The sequence below is a fragment of the Myxococcus sp. AB056 genome (assembly GCF_006547365.1).
Classification (GTDB): Bacteria; Myxococcota; Myxococcia; order Myxococcales; family Myxococcaceae; genus Myxococcus; species Myxococcus virescens.
In genome coordinates, this window is the sequence record NZ_VHLB01000060.1 from 1 (window position 1) to 21,609 (window position 21,609).

Annotated in this window: 17 protein-coding genes; 6 read left to right on the top strand and 11 right to left on the bottom strand. The window is 70.1% G+C overall.

Annotation, left to right across the window (positions count from 1 at the left end; genetic code table 11):
• The 6 genes from FMP39_RS24125 to FMP39_RS24150 form a co-directional block, all read left to right on the top strand.
• A partial coding sequence (locus FMP39_RS24125) for an AAA family ATPase (RefSeq protein WP_141592580.1) occupies positions 1-2,058 on the top strand: 2,058 nt, incomplete at its 5' end.
• A gap of 94 nt (positions 2,059-2,152) precedes the next feature.
• Positions 2,153-3,298 carry an LOG family protein gene (locus FMP39_RS24130; RefSeq protein WP_141592581.1) on the top strand — a complete coding sequence of 382 codons (1,146 nt, stop codon included), beginning with the start codon at positions 2,153-2,155 and terminating at the stop codon, positions 3,296-3,298.
• 162 nt (positions 3,299-3,460) lie between these two features.
• A complete protein-coding gene (locus tag FMP39_RS24135) occupies positions 3,461-4,144 on the top strand; it encodes an HAD family hydrolase (protein WP_141592582.1) in 684 nt (227 codons plus the stop codon).
• Entirely contained in the window at positions 4,135-4,944 is an 810-nt protein-coding gene (locus tag FMP39_RS24140; protein ID WP_194858540.1) for an STM4013/SEN3800 family hydrolase, read from the top strand. Before FMP39_RS24135 ends, FMP39_RS24140 begins: the two co-directional genes overlap by 10 nt.
• The gene (locus FMP39_RS24145; RefSeq protein WP_141592584.1) at positions 4,941-6,257 is read left to right on the top strand and encodes an STM4012 family radical SAM protein; all 1,317 of its coding nucleotides are present in this window, start codon (positions 4,941-4,943) and stop codon (positions 6,255-6,257) included. The genes FMP39_RS24140 and FMP39_RS24145 overlap by 4 nt, the downstream gene beginning before the upstream one ends.
• Entirely contained in the window at positions 6,254-7,165 is a 912-nt protein-coding gene (locus FMP39_RS24150; RefSeq protein ID WP_141592585.1) for an STM4011 family radical SAM protein, read from the top strand. The genes FMP39_RS24145 and FMP39_RS24150 overlap by 4 nt, the downstream gene beginning before the upstream one ends.
• Here FMP39_RS24150 and FMP39_RS24155 read toward each other — a convergent pair.
• From FMP39_RS24155 to FMP39_RS24205, 11 genes are read right to left on the bottom strand one after another with little or no spacing between them, the layout of a single operon-like run.
• Positions 7,153-8,286 carry an STM4014 family protein gene (locus tag FMP39_RS24155; protein ID WP_141592586.1) on the bottom strand — a complete coding sequence of 378 codons (1,134 nt, stop codon included), beginning with the start codon at positions 8,284-8,286 and terminating at the stop codon, positions 7,153-7,155. The two genes, FMP39_RS24150 and FMP39_RS24155, sit on opposite strands and share 13 nt — an antisense overlap.
• A gap of 9 nt (positions 8,287-8,295) precedes the next feature.
• Complete coding sequence (locus FMP39_RS24160; protein ID WP_141592587.1) at positions 8,296-9,645, bottom strand: WGR domain-containing protein; 1,350 nt, start codon at positions 9,643-9,645, stop codon at positions 8,296-8,298.
• 29 nt (positions 9,646-9,674) lie between these two features.
• Positions 9,675-11,030 carry a WGR domain-containing protein gene (locus FMP39_RS24165; RefSeq protein WP_141592588.1) on the bottom strand — a complete coding sequence of 452 codons (1,356 nt, stop codon included), beginning with the start codon at positions 11,028-11,030 and terminating at the stop codon, positions 9,675-9,677.
• A gap of 50 nt (positions 11,031-11,080) precedes the next feature.
• The gene (locus FMP39_RS24170) at positions 11,081-12,580 is read right to left on the bottom strand and encodes a hypothetical protein (RefSeq protein WP_141592589.1); all 1,500 of its coding nucleotides are present in this window, start codon (positions 12,578-12,580) and stop codon (positions 11,081-11,083) included.
• 7 nt (positions 12,581-12,587) lie between these two features.
• Entirely contained in the window at positions 12,588-13,610 is a 1,023-nt protein-coding gene (locus FMP39_RS24175; protein WP_011552956.1) for an AAA family ATPase, read from the bottom strand.
• Complete coding sequence (locus tag FMP39_RS24180; protein ID WP_141592590.1) at positions 13,607-16,879, bottom strand: hypothetical protein; 3,273 nt, start codon at positions 16,877-16,879, stop codon at positions 13,607-13,609. The genes FMP39_RS24175 and FMP39_RS24180 overlap by 4 nt, the downstream gene beginning before the upstream one ends.
• Positions 16,879-17,145, bottom strand: a complete 267-nt coding sequence (locus tag FMP39_RS24185; protein ID WP_011552958.1) for a hypothetical protein — start codon at positions 17,143-17,145, stop codon at positions 16,879-16,881. The genes FMP39_RS24180 and FMP39_RS24185 overlap by 1 nt, the downstream gene beginning before the upstream one ends.
• Complete coding sequence (locus tag FMP39_RS24190) at positions 17,138-19,258, bottom strand: AAA family ATPase (protein ID WP_141592591.1); 2,121 nt, start codon at positions 19,256-19,258, stop codon at positions 17,138-17,140. The genes FMP39_RS24185 and FMP39_RS24190 overlap by 8 nt, the downstream gene beginning before the upstream one ends.
• Entirely contained in the window at positions 19,255-19,821 is a 567-nt protein-coding gene (locus tag FMP39_RS24195) for a hypothetical protein (protein WP_141592592.1), read from the bottom strand. The genes FMP39_RS24190 and FMP39_RS24195 overlap by 4 nt, the downstream gene beginning before the upstream one ends.
• Entirely contained in the window at positions 19,818-20,903 is a 1,086-nt protein-coding gene (locus FMP39_RS24200) for a hypothetical protein (protein WP_141592593.1), read from the bottom strand. Before FMP39_RS24200 ends, FMP39_RS24195 begins: the two co-directional genes overlap by 4 nt.
• Complete coding sequence (locus FMP39_RS24205) at positions 20,900-21,508, bottom strand: 4Fe-4S single cluster domain-containing protein (RefSeq protein ID WP_228558289.1); 609 nt, start codon at positions 21,506-21,508, stop codon at positions 20,900-20,902. The genes FMP39_RS24200 and FMP39_RS24205 overlap by 4 nt, the downstream gene beginning before the upstream one ends.
• Positions 21,509-21,609: the final 101 nt, after the last annotated feature.

Genomic DNA, 21,609 nt, shown 5'->3' on the forward strand with positions numbered 1-21,609 from the left:
GTGTGGTTGATGGGGGAGGCGGGGATGGGCAAGACGCGCATCAAGGACGCCTTCGTGGAGCGCCTGGCCTCGGATGGCTTCGAAGTCTGGGAAGGCAGTGGCCTGGCGCTGCCGGGCGCACCGGCGGGCATCTTCCGGGAGCTGCTGGACGCCACGCGGGCGCTCAGCCCGCCCGCCGGGACGGGCCGCGTGTCCAGCGCGGACGCGGAGCGAATCCAGCGCTTCCTGGAGGGCCGCGAGCGCCAGGGCATTCCGGCGAGCCTCGCCTCCGAGCGCACCGCCCTCTTCGACTCCCTGTGCCACGCGCTGATGCCCCACCGCCGTCCGCGCCTGCTGGTGCTGGAGGACTGGCAGCATGGGGACGCGCTCAGCCATGCGCTGGTGGAGGAGCTGGTGTCGCGGCTGTCGCACACGCCGCTGCTGTTGCTGGCGCTTCAGCGCCCCAGTGGCACGGCGCCAGCGCCTCTCACGGCGGAAGTCCTGACGGTGGGGCGGCTGGGGCCCACCGAGTCCGCGGCGCTGCTGGAGGGCCGGCTGCGGAACCGGGGGACACTGACGCCCGAGGCCCGGGTGGCGCTGCTGCGCGGCAGTGCCGGACACCCGCTGCACCTGCTGCACGCGGTGACCCTGCACGAGGAGCAGCCCGAGCAGGAGGTACCACTCACCGGCGAGGCGGTACATGCGGCGCGGCAGGCCTTGCTGCCTCCGGCAGAGCGGGAGGTGCTGCGGGCGGCGTCGGTGCTGGGCCCGTCGTTTCCCCGGTCGGTGCTGGTGGCGTTGGCGGGTGGGGTAGGGCCGCTGGCGCTGCTGGAGACGGGGGGCTGGCTGCGCTCCGTCGCGGGAGGCAGGTACACGTGGGCGGTGGAGCCCGCCCCGGGCGTCGACGAGCTGCCGGAGGCGGAGTTGCCCGCGGCACACCGGCGGGCCGCGGAAGCCTATGAGGCCCTTCCGGAGCCGCTGCGCCAACGCGCCTGTATGGAGTTGACGCGGCAATGGCTGTCAGCGGAGGAGTCCTCCCGGGCACTGCCTTATCTGGTATCACTGGCAGGCTGGAACCTGGCGGCATTGGAACCGGGGCCCGCCATGGCTGTGTATCGCTTCGCGTTGGGACTGGCGGATGCGCTCAAACCAGATGCCGCGCGGGAGTGGCAGCGCCGGCTCTGGGAATACATGGGCGATGCGCACCGGCTGGCGGGCGAGCCCGCGGAAGCGGATGCCGCGTGGCATACGGCGCGGAAGCTGGATGATGAGGGGTTGGCGTCTCCCGCGGGGGACCGGGCCCGGCGTCTGTTCAAGCGGGCGTCGGTGGTGCTCGCGCTCGGCAGGTATGAGGAGGTGCTGGGGCTCGACAGGGAGGGGCGCCGGGATTGTCTGTCCGCGGCGCCGCTGTTGTCCGTGTCGCTGGACGCGCTGTCCGCGTTGGCGCTGTCCGCGCTGGGGCGGTTCGAGGAGGCGCGCGCGAGGATTGTCCTGGCCCGCGAGCAGTTGCAGCAGGCGGTCCGGGAAGACGGCCCCGCGTGGGCGGGCGTGGAGGCGCTGCTCCACCGGGCCATGGGCAGTGTGCAGCTCGGGCTGGGATTTCCGGAGGCCGCGGCGTCCGAATACGCCCAGGTCCTGCGCTGGAGCGAGCGCGCGGGGGATACGTGGGAGCACTCCACCGCGCTGCTGAGCCTGGGCGATGCGTATTCGCGGGCGGGAGACAGGGAGCGCGCGGCGCACTTCTTCCAGCTCGCGCTCGAGCTGGACTCCCGCACGGGAGACCGCCGGGGCATGGCCTACACGCACCATGGCCTGGCGCTGCTGCACACGCGCGCGGGCGCGCCCGAGCTGGCGAAGGAAGATGCGCTGCGAGGGCTCCAGTTGGCCTCCATGCTGGAGGACCGGCGCCTCCAGTCGTTGCTCCGGTGCGTGCTGGGGCGGGCCCAGTTGCAGTTGGGCGAGTTGGATGAAGCCGGACGTCAGCTCCAACTCGCGGCGAGAGATGCGTCCGCCGCGGGAGCCCGCTTGGAGCTGCTTCAAGCGGAGGCGTGCCTGCGGGTGCTGGAGGCGCGGCGCTGAGCGTCAGGGGCCCATGGGCCCGCGAAGATGCACATTCGCCTTGAGCTGCACTCCTCGCTACCCACAGGGCCGCGAGGCATGAAATTGTTCATGCGTGATCGAAATCGAGACCATCGAGGCATTCGAGCGGCACCTCGCGGCGGGCGTCGGGTTCGCCAACGTCATCATCCAAGGGCTGGATCTGCGGCGGTACACCCAGGAGCTGGCCTCCGCTGAGCTCGTGGGCGCCGTCTTCCTAGGCTGTGAGCTGGAGAAGGATGCGCTGAAGGCCACCGTGGAGCACGGGGCCATGGTGTTCCCGCCCATCTCCGGCGTGCCCTATCAGCCCTACCGTGGCGCGCTGTACACGCCGGAGGAACTGTACGCGGGCTTCGACCCGGCTCGGCCGGAGTCCTACGCGGACACGCCGGATGCGCGCATCTACGCGCACTGGGCGGCGAACGGGCGCGGCAGTCCTCCCACGCTGCTGGAGACGCTGGCGCAGCGGCTCCACGACCACTCGGTGACGGCGGCCATGGAAGGGCTGTTGTACCGGTCCGGGGGCGTGCGCAAGGTGGTGGCCATCATGGGCGGTCACTCCATGAAGCGCGGCCAGTCGGATTATCGCGCGGTGGCTTCCCTGGCGCGCGAGCTGGCGCGCCGTGGCTTCTTCATGGTCAGCGGCGGTGGCCCAGGCGCCATGGAGGCCACGCACGTGGGCGTGTGGTTCGCGCGGCGCACGGATGCGGAGCTGGACGCGGGACTGGCCCTGCTCGCGCAGGCGCCCAGCTACACCGACCGCGAGTGGCTCTCGCGCGCCTTCGACGTTCGCCGGGCGTTTCCCCTGGGCGAGGACGACCTTCCTTACTGCTCCAGCCTGGGCATCCCCACGTGGCACTACGGGCACGAACCGCCCAACCCCTTTGCCACGCACATCGCGAAGTACTTCGCCAACAGCGTGCGGGAAGACGGTCTGCTGACCATCGCCAAGGGCGGCATCGTCTACTCACCCGGCAGTGCGGGCACCATCCAGGAAGTGTTCCAGGACGCGTGCCAGAACCACTACAACTCGGTGGGCGTCATCAGCCCCATGATCTTCCTGGGCACCGAGTTCTGGACGCGCACCCGGCCCGTGTACCCGCTGGTGCACCAGCTCGCGCAGGGCTACGACTACGCGCGCTACCTCATGCTCACGGATTCGCAGGAAGAGGTCGTCCGGGCGCTGGAGGCGTTCAACCGCGAGGCGCACCCGTCCCGCTGAACGTCCGCTGCTTCGCCGGGAATCTCCGAGTCCCCCGCCTTCCAACGGGCAGGCACGGGGGCAGGGGCCCGGCGAATCCGCCTGGATGCGGTCGCCCCACTGCGTTGTCGCTGTTCGACGCAGCCGGGGCGGCGTATCTTCGCCTCGGGAAGGAGTGCTCGGATGCGGCCCCGGGCCGTCTTCTTTGACTTGGATGACACGCTGATTGACCGCGCGGGCGCCTTCTCGCGCTACGTGGACACGCTCGTCTCCCGTTACCTGTCGTTGCTCCCCGAGGTTCGGCGTGCCGAAGCCGTGGCCTGGATGCACGAGGTGGATGGGCGTGGCGGCGCGTCCCGGAGTGCGTTCTGCCAGCAGGTGACGAAGGCGTTCCCATGCCTGGGCCTCACGCCAGACGCGCTCTGGGAGGACATGGCGTCGCGCCTGCCTCTGCTCGTCCAGGAGGACGCGGGCGTCTGTGATTGGGTGGCCTCCGTGGCCCGCTGCCGGCCGGTGGCGGTGGTGTCCAATGGCTCGGCGCGGGTGCAGCGCACGAAGCTGGCCCGCGCGGGGCTCGCGAAGGTGCTGCCGGATGTCTTCCTCTCCGGTGAGGTGGGCGCTTCGAAGCCGGATGCCCGCATCTTCGAGGCCGCGCTGGCCCACGTCGGACGTTCGCCGGAAGAGGTGCTGCACGTGGGCGACGACCCGGCGCGGGACGTCGTGGGCGCCGCGCGGCTGGGAATGGCCACTTGCTGGGTGTCTCACGGCCGCCCGTGGCCGTCCGCGCTGCCTCCGCCCATGTTCACGGTGGAGTGCATTCCATCGCGCATCGACGACATCGCCGGAGTGCTCACGCGATGGACATGAACGCGGTGGTCGGCACGCACGACCTGCTTTTCATCACCCTGGACACCCTGCGCTACGACGTCGCCGAGGTGCTCGCGACCCAGGGGCGCACGCCGAACCTCTCCGCGCTGCTGCCCGGAGGCCGGTGGGAGCAGCGGCACTCTCCCGCGAGCTTCACGTACGCGGCGCACCACGCCTTCTTCGCGGGCTTCCTGCCCACGCCCGCGACGCCGGGGCTGCATCCCCGGTTGTTCTCGATGCGCTTCGAGGGCAGCGAGACGACGGCCTCGGACACCTGCGTGCTGGACGCGCCGGACCTCGTCACCGGGCTGGCGGGCCGCGGGTACCACACCGTCTGCATTGGTGGCGTGGGCTTCTTCAACAAGCGCAATCCGCTGGGCAACGTGCTCCCCGGGCTCTTCAAGGAGAGCCACTGGAGCCCCGAGCTGGGCGTGACGGACCCTCGGTCCACCGAGCACCAGGTGACGCTGGCCGTCCAGCGGCTGGAGGCGCTGCCGCGTGAGCAGCGCGTCTTCCTCTTCATCAACGTGTCGGCGCTCCACCAGCCGAACCGGCACTATGTGCCCGGCGCCATCCAGGACTCGCGCGAGTCGCACGCCGCGGCATTGGCGTACGTGGACTCGCAGCTCCCTCCGTTGTTCGCCGCCTTGCGGCGCCGGGGCCCCGCCTTCTGCATCGTCTGCTCGGACCATGGCACTACCTACGGCGAGGACGGCTTCACCGGCCATCGCCTGGCCCACCCCGTGGTGTGGACGGTGCCCTACGCTGAATTCCTGCTACCTCGAGAAACCGCACCATGACGCGTCTGGAGCAGATGCTCGAAGGGTCGCCCTACGTGGCGTACCTCTACGGCTACCCGCACAAGACGGCCTACCGGCCCTTCACGCCCGCGCTCCCGTTGGAGTCCGTCTGGGCGGAGGAGCGGCGCGACGCGCTGTTCCTCTACATCCACGTGCCCTTCTGCGAGATGCGCTGCGGCTTCTGCAATCTCTTCACCGCCGCCGGGCCGAAACAGGACGTGGTGGACGGGTACCTGGGCGCGCTGGTGCGCGAGACGAAGCGGGTGAAGGAGGCGCTGGGGACGGCGAGCTTCGCCCGGGCCGCCATTGGCGGCGGTACGCCGACGCTGTTGGACGTGGCGGGGTTGAACACCGTGTTCGACATGGCCGAAGGCGTCATGGGCGCGGACATGAAGAACATCCCCGTGTCGGTGGAGGTGTCTCCGGAGACGGTGGACGCGCAGAAGCTCCAGGTGCTGCGCTCGCGCGGCACGGACCGGGTGAGCATGGGCATCCAGAGCTTCATCGAGGCGGAAGTGGCCGCGGTGAAGCGGCCCCAGAAGACGGCGCAGGTGGAGGCCGCGCTGGACCTCATCCGCTCCACGGGCTTCCCCACGCTGAACCTGGACCTCATCTACGGCATGGAGGGGCAGACGGAGGAGAGCTTCCTCTACTCGCTGCGCACGGCGCTCCGTTACTCGCCGGAGGAGATTTATCTCTACCCGCTCTACGTCCGGCCGCTGACCTTCCTGGGCAAGAAGGCGCGAGCGTGGGACGACCTGCGCCTCTCGCTGTATCGCGTGGGCCGCGACTTCCTCCTGTCGGAGGGCTACACGCAGGTCTCCATGCGGATGTTCCGTGCGCGCCATGCGCCGGACGCGGGCGGTCCGGTGTATCGCTGCCAGGAGGACGGCATGGTGGGGTTGGGCTGCGGGGCGCGCTCGTATACGGGCGGGGTGCATTACTCGTCTGAGTACGCGGTGGGCTCTCGCGAGGTGCGCTCCATCATCTCGTCGTACAGCGAGCGGACCGAGGCGTCCTTCGGCGAGGTGGGCTACGGCTTCCGCCTGGACTCCGCGGAGCGGCGGCGCCGTTACATGCTGTTGTCGCTGCTGGCAGATGGCGTGGACCTCGCCGTGTACCGGCAGCGCTTCTGCACCGACGCGCTGGAGGACTTCCCGGAGCTGGAGGAGCTGGAGGCGCACGGACTGGCGCGGAAGAACGGTGGCGTGGTGCAGCTCACCGCGGCGGGCGTGGAGCGCTCCGACATGATTGGCCCCTGGCTGCACTCCGACCAGGTGCAGGCGATGATGAAGGAGTACGCTTGGCGATGAAGCTCACCGTGCTCTATCGAGGCCCGCTGTCCAGTTGCAACTACGGCTGCGAGTACTGCCCCTTCGGCAAGTGGAAGCACACCGACGAGGAGCTGGCCAAGGACCGCGCGGACCTGGAGCGCTTCGTCGCGTGGGTGGAGGCGCGTACGCAGGACACGGTGTCGGTGTTCTTCACGCCGTGGGGCGAGGCGCTCATCTGGCCCTGGTATCAAGAGGCGCTGGCCCGCCTGTCGCATCTGCCGCATGTGGAGCGACTGGCCATCCAGACGAACCTGTCGTGCAAGCTGGACTGGGTGGCTCAGGCGCGAGCGGACAAACTGGGCATCTGGGCCACGTACCACCCGGAGTGGACCAGGCGGCACCGCTTCGTGGCCCAGTGCGCGAAGCTGACCGAGCTGGGCGTGCGGCACAGCGTGGGCGTGGTGGGGTTTCTCCGCTTCACGGAAGAGGCGGAGGCCCTGCGTGCCGAGCTTCCCCCGGACACCTACCTGTGGATCAACGCGGTGAAGGACGGGCAGGAGGAGCCGTACACGGCGGAAGACGTGGCGCGCTTCACGCGGTTGGACCCGCTCTTCCCGGTGAACAACACGCGCCACCCGAGCCTGGGCCGCGCGTGCCGAGGCGGGGAGTCCGTCATCTCCGTGGACGGCGAGGGCACGGCGCGGCGGTGTCACTTCATCGATGAGCCGATTGGCAACATCTACGCGCCGGACTTCGACGCTGCGCTGAGACCCCGGCCGTGCGCGAAGCAGACCTGTGGGTGCCATATCGGGTACGTCCATCTGGAGTACCTGGAGTTGGACCGCGTCTTCGGCCCTGGAATCCTGGAGCGTGTCCCGGCCACGCCCTTGTGGAAGGCCGGGCTTGGGGGGGCTCCCTCCGTAGGGGGTGTCCGTCACGGAAGCTGAGGCAGGGCTTCTTGAATCTCCCACTCGTAGACGGTGAGCCCATCGCGGCGGAGGTTGGGGAGCAAATCGCCGAAGGCGTTGGCCTCCAGCACCCGGTGCCCGGTGAAGTGCTCCTCGTACATGAGGTCGATGCCAACGTGCAGGCAGTCATGGGCACGCGCCACCGTGCGGCAGCTCTCCATGGCATCCGCGAGTTCGTTCCGTGGCACCGCCGCGTGGAAGTCGCCCAAGTCGCCCCGCCAGCCGCCCAGGTGCAGGTTGGTGATGGGCCGCATGCTCTGCCGCACCACCGTGAAGGCCGGTTCGCCTCGGACCATCAGCACCCGGCAGTCGAAGTAGTCGCCGCCCAGCCGCGCCTTGGGAATCGAGCGCTCCACCTGTGAGCCCTCGCCCAGCAGATACGTGAGGATTTCATCCACCTGCGCTGGGGCCTCGACGCGGCGGACCTTCAGCGAGTTGTACCAGCCCGTCTTCGCCACTTCGATGGTGGTGGTCAGCGTGTCCGCCGAGCGCCCCCGCCGGTAGATGGCGAGGCACGACGCGGAGGAGCCACACGACACCTTCACGAACACCTCGCGGCAGTCCTCCTCCCGCATCCGTTCGCGGAGTGATTCCACGTCCGTGACACCGTCCAGCGGCTCGGGAACCGGCACGCCCAGGGCGGCGTAGCGGCGGGAGGTGATGCGCTTGTCGAAGAGGTCCGCGATGGCGGAGGGCTTCTGGAGGATGCGCCAGCGGGGATGCGCCGCGAAGATGGACTCCAGCTCCGCCAGGACTCGCAGGAAGCCCAGGTGGTGCTGCCGGGGGCTGAGAATGCGGCCACGGTCCACGGGCAGGCGGTCCACCTGCTCCGGCGTCAGGACGGAGCAGCCCTGGCCCACGGCGTCCGCGTAGCCCCGCTTGAGCAGGGCCTTCTCCACGTCCCAGTTCTCGCCCGTGGAGTCGATGCGGACGAGCGCCTCCGAGTCTGGCAGGTCCGCCAGGAGGCCCGGCGACGCCAGCAGCTCGCGCCAGGGCACGACGTGCGCGGTGGGGCGCCCCTGCCTGGCGAGGGCGTCCTGGAACAGCGTGACGCGCCGGTTCTCCGGATTGCCGATGAGGATGAACGGAGGCGCGCCCATGATGCCGGACTACTCGCTTACCGCGACGTATCGGCCGCCTTCGCCATCGTCGTAGATGTCGCGCTGGTTCCCCGCCGCCACGTCCGGGCACAACGAGGCCAGCAGCTTCACGCCTTTGCGCGTGAGCTGGTTCTGCGACACATCCAGCTTCTTGAGGTGTTTGAACGCCGCCGCGTTCGCCGCCAGGACCTCCGCGTCGGTGTCCATCAGCGTGCCCTTCGACAAGTCCAGCGACTCCAACTGCTTCAGCACCTTGGCCTTCGGCAGCACGGTCGCGAGCTCGTCGGAGAAGGCCGCGTTGCAGAGCCCCAGGTGCTTCAGGTTCGGCAGCCCCGTGGCGTCGAGGATGGGCTGGATGTCGCTCGGGCGGAACCGTCCGCCGTACTCCTCGCTGCCGAACCAGACTTCCAACTGCTCCAGCTTCGGCCACTTCGCACTGGCGATGGACTGCACCGCGGGCCGAGGAAGGCCGCCTGACTCCATCGTGAAGCGCCGCAGCTCCGGCAGCTCCACCGGCCCCAGGCGCACCTCGCCGCCACGCAGCCTCAAGGTGGTGAGGTGGGGCAGGGCCTTGAGCAGGGGCGCGAGGTTCCCCAGCTTGACCCATGAGATCTCCGACTCGTCCGGGAAGACGAAGTCACCGATGAACAGCCGCTGAAGCGTCTTCGGCGCCAGCCTGGTGACGACCTTGATGAGGTCGCCGTACTCGTTGTCACCGTCGTTGTCCGGCAGGCCGAGCGTCAGCTCCTGGAGGAACCGCGCGGAGGGGCTGCGGAGCAGCATCGTCAGTGTTTCGACGACGTCGAAGTCAGCGTCCGAGTCGAACCCCGGCGCCGCGACGCGCGCGCCCCGGATGAAGCCCAGGTGCCACTCCAGCATCAGGGCTTTCTCGCCGAGCATCGACGTGAGGCCCACGCCCAGCAGCGCTCCCTGGTGCTTCTTGTACAGGGCCGCGACCTTCCGCTTGAGGTGGGTGGCCTCCGCGCCCTGCGCCTGACGCTGCGCGTGCTGGAGGGCCATCAGCTCGCCGCGCGGGTCGCCCTGGCCCTGGAGCCAATCGGCGTAGACGAGGTAGCCGTCGTCAGACTCCGGAGCCTGGAGGATGGCGGCCTCCAGCTCCGGGTTCGTCTTGGACGCGGGCGCCGTGTCCTTCGGCTTGATGCGCGTGTAACCCTTCTTCGTCTTCTCCAGGACCTGCTTCTGGTACGCCTGCCGCGCTTCATACATCTGCTTGAACTTCTGGGTCTTCTCCTGGCCCTCCGCGCCGATGCGGCCCCAGCGGGTGGTGACGACGGTGTCCTTCCGTTCGATTTCCCAGAACTTGCTCGAAGTGCCTTCGGTGTACTCGAAGCGCGGCATGGTGTGTCCCCCTGGAGTTCGCCGCGACGCTACTCGCCCACCGCGGAGTAGCGGTACTCCTCTTCGTAGTCGCGCTGGTTGCCCACGTTGGCCTGGGGAATCGCCTTGGGCAGCAGCGCCTGGCCTTCGTCCGTCAGCGTGTTCTCCGTGACGTCGAGCTGCTTGAGGTGGGCGAAGGCCGCCGCCTTGTCCGCCAAGGCGCGCGCGCCCTCGTCGGACAGGGTGCCCATGGAGATGTCCAGCGTCTCCAACTGCGGGAGCACCTTCGCGGTGGGCAGCGCCTGGGCGAGCGCGTCCGTGAACTCGGAGTTGCGCAGGCCGAGCTGCTTGAGGTTCGGCAGGCCCTTGCCGTCAAGGATGGGCTGGATGTCCTCCACACCGCCCTCCGCGCCGTAGTTGTCGCTGCCGAACCACACCTCCAGGCGCTCCAGCTTCGGCCACTTCGCGTTGGCGATGGACTTGACGGCCGCCAGCGGCAGGCCGCCCGTCTCCACCGTGAACTCGCGCAGCTCAGGCAGGTCGATGGCGCCCAGCTCCAGCTCACCGCCGCGCAGCCGCAGCTTGCGCAGGTCGGGCAGCACCTTGAGCAGGGCGGAGATGTCGGTCAGGTGCGTCCAGGAAATCTCGGTGTCGTCCGGGTACTCGAAGTCACCGATGAAGAGCTCCTGAAGCGTCTTCGAGCCCCCGGCCTCGACGAGCGCCTGGACGGTCTCGCCATACTCGTTCTCACCGTCGAAGCTCGCCATGCCGATGGTGAGGCTGCGGATGAAGCGCGCGGAGGGGTGCTTGAGCAGCGCCCCAGCCATCTCCGGGACGTTGAAGTCAGAGTCGTATTCCTTCTGGCCCACGCGCGCGGAGCGGATGAAGCCCAGGTGCCACTCCAGGGACAGCTCCTCCGACTTCACCCCGGCCGCCAGCTCGCCGAGCAGCAGCGTCTGGTACTTCTTGATGTGCGCGGTGGCCTTGCGCTTCAGGTCGCTGGCCTCCGTGCCGCTGGCCTGGGAGGCCGCGTGCTGGATGGCGATGAGCTCGCCGCGCGGGTCGCCCTGGCCCTGGAGCCAGTCGCTGTAGACGAGGTACGCGTCCACGTTGTCCGGGTCCTTGAGGATGGCGGCCTCGAGCTCCGGATTGGATGCAGGCTCCTCACCCCCACCGCCTTCGGAATCGTCACCGTCGCTCTTGTCGGCCAGGACGTAGCCCTTCTTCTCCTTCTCGCGGACGAGCTTGTCGTGCTCCTTCTGGGCCTCGGCGGGAGAGCCGAAGGTCTGGGTCTTCTCCTGGCCGTCGGTGCCGATGCGGCCCCACCGCGCGGTGAAGCTGTTGCCGGAGAGGTTGATTTCCCAGAACTTGCTGGAGCTGCCTTCCTTGAACTCGTACCGCGGCATGGCCCGTCCTTCGTCCGTTGCGCCGAGTGGGGCGCGTTGTGAGACGGACGCTAGAGAAGCCCTTGCGCAAGCTCAAGCGTTACGCCGAGCCATGCCTCCCAATGCGCGCTGCCGAGGGCGGCACCCAGCGGCGCTTCCGACTTTCGAGAATCCAGGTCTTCTCGCTTGTCTCGGATGGTCCGCACACGGGGGGAGGGGCCGCTGAGGTCGAGCACGTGTCGCTCGATGCGGGAGGCGCCGGGATGAGACACCTTCTCGACTTGACTACTTGCGTCGAGGAGCACCAGGTCCACCCGCGCGCGCTTCGCACGCGCTTCCGCATCCGTCAGGACCTCGTCGAGCGTGGCGGCGGTGAGGACCTCCGCCGTACCACGGGCGCGCCACTCGCGCAGCAGCAGCTCGCAGAGGCCGCGTTCAGCCTCCAGGGGCGCCGAGCCGTCATGGGCGTGCAGGAAGACGGCGCGGAAGTGGAGCTCCTCGCTGCCCAGCCAGAGGGAGAGCCGCCGCACGAGGCAGAGCAGCAGGCCCATCGACACCACGACGCGCTGCCAGCGGACCCCCGCGTCCTTCACGCGCGCATCCACGAGGTCCGGCGGCAGGACGAAGGTGATGACTCGCCGGCGGCGAACGGAGATGCTCTCGTCGCGCGTGTAGTAGAGGAGTTCGCCCTCCACATAGCGCACGTCGAAGAGGTCGAGGTTCGGCTCGTCCTCCATGTAGACCAGCTCGGAGGTGACGAGGTTCTCCAGGCTGCCCACGTTGGACACGGAGGAGAATCCACCTTGTGGGAAGGCGGCCTCGTCCTCCAACGCCATGGGGAGCGGTGCGGTGCTCACCGGACGGGCGCGGAGCTTGGGCGGCAGGGTTCGCGACAGGGCCTCGGCCGCCTCCACTGCCTGCTCCAAAGCCATCCGCTGCGCCTTGCCCTGGAGGTGTTCCAGGTTCTCCAGCGTGAAGGACTCAGCATCGCCGAGCAGGGCATGGGCGCGCCGGGCCGCGCTCGCCAGGGCTTCGTAGCCTTCCGTGAGCCGTTCCAACGCGGCGCTGGTTCCTGATTCGCGCAGGGCCGTGTAGCCCGCCTGGAGCAGCTCCGTGGGCGGACGCTCCAGGACGCGCCGGGCCAGGGCGGGGCTCACCGGGCTTCCCGCGGTGAAGCCCATGCGGGTCAGGACGCGCGCGACGAGGAAGGCGACCCCTCGCGGCCGGAGCGTTTCGGGCAACCGTGCGAGGGCGGCGGAGACCGCCTCCAGGTGGGGCTCCGCGGCCAGGCGCGCCAGTACGTGGTCGTCATACGCGCGCACCGCCGCGCGCAGCCGAGGCTGGGTATCGGGAACGGGCGCGGAGGGCGCGAGCGGAACGCCCGCGACGAGCCGGCCGAGGTCCGCGATGAAGGCGGGTGGGGGCAGGGCAGGCGACTCCGCGAGCGTGGCGAGGAGCCACGGCACGGCCGAGGTCAACGCGTCGGCCGTGAGGTCCTCGTGCCGAATCAGGCACAGCCCCGCGCAAAGCCAGCGCTCCGTGTCCTGAGGGCTTCTCAGCTCCGAGCTCATCCGCGACTCACGAGAGGCCCAGCAGCCGGGGCACCTTCTCCTCCAGCAGGTCGATTTCTTCTCGCGTCTCGCCCAGGTACGAGAGGAGCTGGAGGTCCTGCCGCTCCACTGCGCCGCCGTGGAAGATCCACGCCCGCGTCCGGAGCAGGCGGTAGAGCTTCACCAGCTTGCGGTCGCTGATGAACACGCCGTCCTCGCGCGTCAGCGTCTGCACCACGCGGCGGAACTCTCGCAGCAGGTCATCGCGGAAGAACAGGTCGCGGTCGCGCAGCTCGCGGCCATCCGGGCCCGTCTCGCGCTTGCCCATCATCAGCGTCAGGTAACGGTGGGCCTTGAGCACGTCGTCCAGCGTGGCGTGCCCTTCAGCCCAGGGCTTCTGGTTCATCTCACGGTGCGTCTGCGAATCCAGGCCGGAGTCCAGCAGCTCCAGGAAGTAGCGGTCCTGCACCGGACGGCACGCGGCCTTGAGGCAGAAGCGGTCCTTGAGCGCGCCCAGCTCGGCGTGTTCGGGCAGCTCGTTGGTGGCGGCGAAGAGCACCTTCAGCTTCACCGGCTGCGGCGCGCCGTCCTGGTAGAACTTGCGCTCGTTGATGACGGTGAGCAGCGCGTTGAGGATGGCGGAGCTGGCCTTGAAGACCTCGTCGAGGAAGACGAGCCGCGCGGTGGGCAGCTTGCCGCCTTCGCGCCGGATGTAGCGGCCCTGGCGCAGCAGGTTGATGTCGATGGGGCCCAGCACCTCCGACGGCTCGGTGAAGCGCGTCAGGAGGTACTCGAAGTAATCCTCGTTGGGGATGCGCAGCGCGTCCCGGAACTTGAGGACCAGGTCCGACTTGGCCGTGCCCGGTGGGCCCACGAGCAGCAGCGGCTCCTGCGCCACCGCCGCCACCGTCATCAGGTCCACCAGCGTCTGCTTGCCCACGAAGTGACGGCCCAGCGCCAGGCGGAAGCGGTTGAGGCGCTCGCGAAGGCCGTGGGCCTCGCTCGAGAGCGCGTCGAACGTCAGCTCGGAGATGGCGGGAAGACTGCTCATGTGCGCTCCTCCAGCTCCCGATGGATGCGCCGTCGCACCAGGAATTCGTCTTCGTCGAGCCAGCTTCGTGCGCGCTCTCCGGTGCCTTGCGCCACCTCCACGTGGCCCTGCACCAGTGCGTCCGCCAGCTCCACCACGGAGAGGCAGAAGTGGCTGTTGGTGTTGTAGCTGTCCGTGATGATCGGCAGCCCTTCCGAGATGCGCGCCAGCCCCGGAAGCGCCAGCTCCACGGGGGCATGTGCCAGTGCGCTCGCGAGGCTGCGCATCAGCGCCAGCCGCTCAGGGAGTCCGCCCTTCGCCGCGCCCAGTGACTCGAACGCGGCGTCGAACACGTCGACGGCCTCGGCCGTGCGCCCCTGCATGGACAGGCCCGCCGCGACGCCGAGCCGCGCCGTCAGCGGTGTCTTGGGCCCCGTCAGGCGTTCTTGCGCCGCGTCCACCAGCTCGGCGGCTTCGCGAGACAGGCCGACCCGGCGCAGGCCGCGCAGGCTCACCCCCAGGATGCCCTGGCCCCATGCGGGCGACGTGGGAGCCAGCGCCGTGAGCACCTTGCGCAGCCGAGCCGCCAGCGTCATCGCGTGGTCCGCGCGACCGAAGAGGGCCGCCAGCGTCAGGGCATCCCCCAGCATCACGGCCTGGGCTTCACCGGGAAGCGCCTCCATCGATGAGACGAGCCGATTCAGGAGTGGAAGCGCACGCGCCGGCGCGACGCGGGGCAGCGTGTCGAGCAGTCCTCCGATGAGCCGCTGCCGTTCCTCGGCGGGCAGCGTCGCATCGGTGGCCCGGCCCGTCAGGGCCTCCACCTGCGCCGCCACCTGCGCCGGGTCCTTCAAGTCGCGGAGGGCGGCGAACTCCTCTCCACGCAAGTCCCTCGCGCCACGCCCGAAGGCCCTCGCGGGGTCGAGCCGCTCGCTGGGCTCCAACAGCGCCGACGCCTGCCGCAGTCGATCCACCTTGTACCGCTGGAAGGTCCCCAGGGCATTCAGTTCGGCGGCGATGTCGGAGGGCAGCGGTGTCTCGGGCGGCTGGCCTTCCAGGGCCTGGGCCACGCGCGCGCCGTATGCCCGGGAAAGGAAGCCGTGGATGGCTTCCGTCGCATCGACTGCCTTCGCCGCCTCGGACGCCAGGGTGCGGGCACGGTCCGCCTGCCCGAGCCGCGCGAGTCCCACGGCGAAGACATAGCGGACATAGGCCAGCGTGAGGGCGGGCGCCGCTTCGATGGACGAGCGGCGGCGGGGCGTGTGCTCGAACCGATTCAGCAGGGCTTCGAGCTGGGCCAGCACCCGGGGCGCATGGGCCGAATCGGTGCCACCTCGCAGGAAGCGCGGCACGTCTCTCGCGAGGGAAAGGCCTCGCTGAAGCAGCTCCAGCAGCCGGTCGCCCGCACGTGCAAGGCCGAGCGCATCGCCACCCGCCAGCGTGTCGAGCGCCGTCCGCGTGAGCCAGAGCGCCCGGACGTCGAGCTCCGCGTCATGCCTGTCCAGCCACCGCTGAAGTGCCGCCACGTCGACAGGCGCGGGCGCACCTGGGACGCACATCGCGCGCACCAGGCTGCTGGCGACGCCGCGCACGTCATCGCCCGTGGGCGCGGGTGACGCCATCCTTTCGGCAGGGGAGGCGCCTCCTTCGTTTTCTGAATCGGACCAGCGCCGAGCAAGCTCGGTGGCCTCGGCGTCGGACGCTGACCACAGCGCGCGTGTCCAGCACAGGCTCGCGTCGCGCTTGCGGCCCAGCCGTCCGTTCAGCTCCGCCATGCGAGTCCAGAGCTCCTGCCGCTGCGGCGAATCGGCGGGCACCTCCAGGGCCAGGAACGCCTTCTCCAGAGAACTCAGCTCTTCTTCCACCGCGCTGGATTGCGCGGGCGTGAGCGGCGCCAGGCGGACGCCGGTGGGCACGGGTTGGGCGACGCGGACCGCGACAATGGGGGGCGGGCTCGCGGGCGTCACGGGGGGCGCCGGCACTTCACGGCGGCTACGGCGCGCGCCTCGCGGGCTCCGGTCGTCGTCTTCGTCCGGTTGCATCGCGCGGGCCGCGCTCTGCCACTCACCCTCCGCGGCCTCGAAGGCGGCGAAGTCGAAGCTGGCGCTCCGGACCCACGGCATGAGCACGCCGGCGTTGGCATCCACGACGTAGTCCACCCACGTGTCGAGCGGCTGGAACGCGGATTCCGGCAGCCGTTCCGCGCGGAAGCCTCCATCCCCGGTGGGGTGGAGCCACGTCACGGTATCGACCTGGGGCACGAGCAGCGCGCGCAGGCGGTCCCTTCGCACGGGGGGCTCCAGCAGTCCGTCACACGGCAGGAAGAGGTCCGCGAGCTGAGGCAGCGGCGCGTACGCCATGCCTGACAGGCCCAGCTCCGGGGGCCGCTCCCGGCCCGCTCGGGCACGGAGCACGATGCACGGCGCCTCCGGTGGCCCCGTGACAGCGAAGCGGAGCTGCGCGAGCAGCGGCTCCGGCACCGTGTGGACCAGGGACTCCACCTGGGCGAGCGCATTCTCGCGCAGCACCCAGAGGCTCGCGGGTTCCGTACGTGCGGCTCGCGTGAGGCGCAGCGGCACCGTCAGCCGGCCCGGGGTGGGCGCGGGCGTCCAGTCCTCGCCCGGGGCTGGGAGCCGCAGGTCGGTGTGTTGGTACAGGTCCGTCCACGGGCCGTCCGGCGCGGTCAGCCAGGGGGCTTCGCCGCGGACGAGCAGCAACGTCCCCGCGGGCGCTTGCAGCGTGCGCGCGAGTGGATGCGTGTAGCCCACCTCGACCCAGACGGCGTGTTGCCCTGGGACAGCGGGAACGAAGGCGCGCAGCGGACCCGAGGCGTCCAGCGCGCTGGTGAGGGTGAAGTAGGGTGGCGCCATCGCGCGCAGCAAGGCGCGCTGTCCGCTTCCCCCCGAGGCTTGGGCGAAGCACACCTCCTGCCGGTCGCACCCCAGGCGCAGCATCTCGCCCGCCAAGGGGAGGAGTGCATCGGCGCTCGGGGGCAGGAACAGCACCGGGCCGGTCGGTGCGCTCTCCAGCGGCACGCGCCGCGCCGTCACCAGCTCCGCCCAGCAGAGGACCGGCGTGGCCTCGTTCGCGCGGCTCCGCGTCACCTGCACGCCGAGGGACGCGAGGTGCGCGAGCACCTCCTTCGCGGGCATCACCTCCGGCAGGACGTGAAGCGCGCCGTCGGGCGTCCGATGATAGCGGGCGGGTTCGGCCTGGACTTCGGCGGGGATGAGTCCGGAGGTCAGCGCCAGGTGGAGCGCCTCCTCACTGGTGAAGACGAGCATGGACATCAGGCCTTCTGGCTGACCTTTTCGGAGGCATCCTCGGCGGTGGAGGTGGGCTCGGCCGCCTTGCCCGACGGCGTGTCGCGCTGGACGATGACGCGGCCCAGTTCGGAGGCCTTCAGCGTGCCGCCCTGGATGAGCGAGTCCACGAGCCGCCGGTGCTCGTCCTCGTGCTCCATGGGCAGCGCGTCCGCGTCGCTCTCGTACTGGATGATGACGTCCTTGCGGCCCGTCGCCGGGTCCACCTGGAGGCGGAGGATGAGGCTAGCCAAGCGCGGGCTCCTTTCTCGGCGCCACGGGCGCGGGCACCAGATGGGTGAAGGCCTCGCGGTCCAACACCTTGCGTTCGATGAGCAAATCTCTCAGGGCCACGACCCGCTCCTTCTCGCGCTGGAGGATATCGCGGGCCCGGGCCCGTTGGACGGCCAGGACTTCCTGTATCGCGGCCTCCAGCGTGCTTCGCGTCGCGTCGGACAGGGCATGCCGGTCCCCCTGCCGTCCCGGTGCATCAAAGCGCCGCACGGGCACGCCGTCTCCGCCCATGCCCAGGTCCTCCACCAGCTCGCGCGCAATCTCCGTGGCGCGCTCCAGGTCGTGTGCGCTGCCCAGGGAGAGGTCATCCAGGAGCAGCGCCTCCGCCTCCCGGCCGCCGAAGAGCATGCAGATGCTGTCCAGCAACTGGCCTCGCGTGACGACGTACCGGTGCGCGGGGTCCGCGTACTGCACGTGCCCCAGCGAGCCCGCCAGGTCACCCCGGATGCTGATGCGGTCGATGGCGGGCGCGTGCTCACAGAAGAGCGCGCACACCGCGTGCCCCGCCTCGTGTGTGGCCACGACGCGCTCCTCCATGGGCGTGAGCTCCGGCCGGTCCAGGAACTCCGTGAGGGCGCGCTCCACGTCCACCGCTTCGGTGGGGCCCTGGGCGCCATCGCGCAACCGCCGACGTGCGAGTGCCCGGCACAGGGCCTGGATGTGGTCGCCGGAGAATCGCGTGCCGGTGCCTTCCACCCGGTCGCCCGTGCGCTTCACCGCGTAGTCCAGCGCGCGCTCCGTCATCTCCAGGCCCAGCTTCTGGTTGTAGATGGACAGGATGGCGCGCCGGTCCGCGCTGTTGGGGTAGGGGATGCAGAGCTGGAACTCGAAGCGGCCCGGGCGCAGCAGCGCAGGGTCCAGGGACTCCACGAAGTTGGTGGTGCCCACCACGAAGACCAGCTCCTCCTTGCGGAAGCCGTCCATCTCCGTGAGGAGCTGGTTCACCATGGAGTGCTCCACGCCCGAGCCCGTGTACGTGCCACGCGCCGACGCGAAGGAGTCCAATTCGTCGAAGACGATGATGCTGGGCGCCGCCTGCCGCGCGCGGACGAAGATCTGCCGGAGGTTCTCCTCGCTCTCGCCCACCCAGCGGCTCTTGAGCTCGGGGCCGCTCACCACCTGGACGGCCGCGCCCAGCGACGAGGCCATGGCCTTGGCGAAGAGCGTCTTGCCGGTGCCGGGAGGGCCCCAGAAAATCATCCCGCGCGGCAACAGCGCCTCCACGCGCTTCACCGCCTCCGGGTCGCTCAGCGTGTCCTTGTGCGCCAGGACGTCCAGAATCTCCTGCTGGAGCCGCTGCTTCACCTTGGCGTAGCCGCCGATGTCCGCGTGCAGCTCCAGTTCCGGCACGCTGAGCGAACCGGTGAGCGTGGCCGAGCGCAGTTGCGCATACGCGGGCTTCGGGTTGGCGGGGTAGTCCTCGCCGGTGATGGCGCCCAGCAGGCGACGCAGCCGCACGGCGTTGACGCCGGAGACGTGCTTGTAGAGGGCGTAGGGCTGCAGGCCCCTTCCGAACTTGCGGCACTCGCGCTGGGTGATGAGGTAGCGCAGCCGGTCGCGCCCCACGCCGAGGATGCTCTCCTTGTGGGGGAAGAGGTTCTCGATGACGCGCGGCACGGGGAAGGACGGGTCCTTGAACCCGACCCAGACCATCTCCGGGTTTTCGTACAGCAGGGGGATGACCTCACGCGCCTCGCTGGTGAGCCCGCCGCTGCTGGTGGTGAGCAGGTCCAGGTGGGGCAGCACGACGATGCGCTCGCGCACCGCGCCACGCACCGCGTCCCGGAGCTGCGCGATGAGCGTGGCCATCATGCTGGGAGCGGGCATTCCCGGTGGAGGCTCCTGCGCGGTGCGGCCGTCCAGGTAGAGGAACTGCTTGCCGTCCTTCTTCAGCCTGTCTCGCAGGCACTTGTAGAAGTAGGGCGTCAGCTCCTTGTCCGCCTCCACCATGACGGGCAGCCCGCGCAGCAGCGCCTCGCAGACACGGTTCAGCTCGGCGGGGTAGGCGGCCTCGACGGCGGCGAAGGGCGACAGCTCCGTGGGCAGTGACTCCTCGGGGATGCGCTGACTCATACGCGCACCTTGATGGTGAGTGAGCCCGTCGCCGCGTCCTCGTGGACCTCCTCGATGGTGCCGAGCTGCCCGGCGCGCACCTTGAGCGCCTCCGCCGTCACCTTGTTGGAGATGGAGTCCAGCTCTGACTTGAGGTCTTTCAGCCGGCCTTCGAGCTTCTGGGTGACCTGCTGTCGCAGCGTGTCCGTGGCGACGTCCGCCGCGTCCTCCAGCCGCGCGCGCGCCAGGTCCTGGGCCCGCAGCTTCGCCTGCTCCACCTCGTGAGGGCTCTCCACGGCCAGCTCGCCGCGCGCCTTCAGCTCCACCTCCTGCTCGCCGCTGAGGGTGACGCTGACGTCACCGGTGGTGACGTCGATGGCGATGCGGACACCATCCGCCTCGGTGCGCAGGGCCACGTCGCCCTCTTGCGTGAAGCCCCGGTTCGCCAGCTCGGCCGCGAGCAGCCCAGCCAGCTCCTCGCGCGACAGGAGGGGGAGCAGCTCCAGCTTGGAGCAGAGGCCGTCCTCGGCCTGGACCACGCGGTTGAGGGACTCGGAGACGGAGACTCGGTAGGCGCGGCTCATGAAGCGCTCCCGGCGGAGGAAGGTGGAGGTGTGGCGGAGGCGCCGCTGGCGCTGGTGAGGGCGGTGGCCAGCTGCCGGGCGTGGTCCTCGGCGCGGCGGAAGCCTGCTTCACCGAAGGCGTTCCATTCAGACAGCAGGTGCTGGGCGGCGTCGTAGTCGTCGTCGAAGAAGCGCACGGCGCGGTGCTCCGCGTCCCAGCGCGACAGCCGTCCCAGCGCGCGCAGGAAGGCTGCGGCGGCACGAGCTGCCGCGGCCCGCGAGGACAACGTCGTCGAGGAAGACAGCCCCTCCACCCAGCGCGTGGCGGGCTGCTCCAGCAACGGGCGCGCCGCTTCGAGGAGGAAGCCCGCGAGGTCCCTTCGGCCCGCGCCATCCACCGCGTCGAGGAACGCGGCGAGCACGGCCTCCTGCGCGGTGCCCAGGGCCAGGGCCCCCTCGGGAGACGCGATGTGACGCTTGGACTCCTCCAACCCACGCCAACGCAGCACGAGCTCCAGCCGCAGCGCCTCCAGCAGCCACGCGCCGTCCGCCAGCAGTGGCGCGAAGGCGGTGGCATCGAACTCCGGACGGTGCGTCCCGAACTGCTCCGGGAAGCCCAGCCAGCAGAGGGCGGAGCGGCGGAAGAGGTGCTGTGCGCCCAGGGCCGGCGCACAGGGGGTGCCCGCCACCAGACGGCAGCAGAGAAAGAGGATGAGTTCGTCGGCGAGCGTGGGGGTTCCGTCCACCTCCAGCGGCATGGCCCCGTGTTTCGTCAGGGGCTGTTCCAGAAGCCACTTCAGGACGTGGAAGGTGAGGGGGGAGAAGCGCAGGGGGGGCGGAGCATGCCGCTCCCAGAGCCGGCCGGTGTGTGCCTGCCCGTCGCGCACCGTGAGCTGCTGGCGCCAGCCGCCGCATCGGGCGAGCGCCAACACACTGCCCTTGGCGAGCGTGTCCCGCAGGACCTGCATCGCGCCGGGACTGAGCTTCGCTGGGACGGCGTGCCGGTTGCGGAGCAGGTCCTCCACGGGGGCGTACTGCCCCAGGCCGACGATGGCGCGGGCGAGCGTGAGCAGCTCGAGCTCGGACGGAGCGACGCGAATCATGGACGGAGCCGGTCGGCGAGCGCGGGCCAGCCGTTGATGACGAGCTTGCCGCCGACGAAGTGCACCTCCGCCGTGTTCGGGGCGGTGAAGCACGCGTCGTCCTGAGAGTAGCGGCCGGTGAGGAAGTGCATCACCTGGTTGCGTGAGCCAATCCACCGCCGCGCCGTCTCCGGCTGGTCCTTCTCGAAGCGGCCGTCCACCAGCAGGTCCACCGTCGCGAGGAGCCGGTCCACGTCGTCCCGCGCCTGGGCCCGCAGCTCCGCGAGCGTGTGGCCGGTGAAGACCATGATGCTCAGCCCGGCGGCGCGGACGCGCTCGCACAGCGCCGCGGCGGGACCGGGCTGGGAGAAGGGCTCGCCGCCCAGCAGGGTGAGTCCCTCGATACCGGGCGTGGCCAGGATTGCCTGGGCCAGTGCCTCCACCGTCTCCACGGTGCCGCGCTCGGTCGCGAACATCTCCGGGTTGCAGCACCCCGGGCAGCGCAGGGGGCAGCCCTGGACCCAGAGGGCGTAGCGCACACCGGGGCCCTCCGCTTCCGTGCGGGGGACTCGCTGGGCAATCCGGAGCGTCGGGCCGGAGCTGGGGGTGCCTGCGGCGATGGCCATGAAGACGGCTCCAGCATGCCAGCAGCGGCGGCGCAGGGGGAGCGCGAGGACGTGTCTCATGCCGCGAGACGGGCTCGTTTGCTTGTTGATACCTTCCGCCG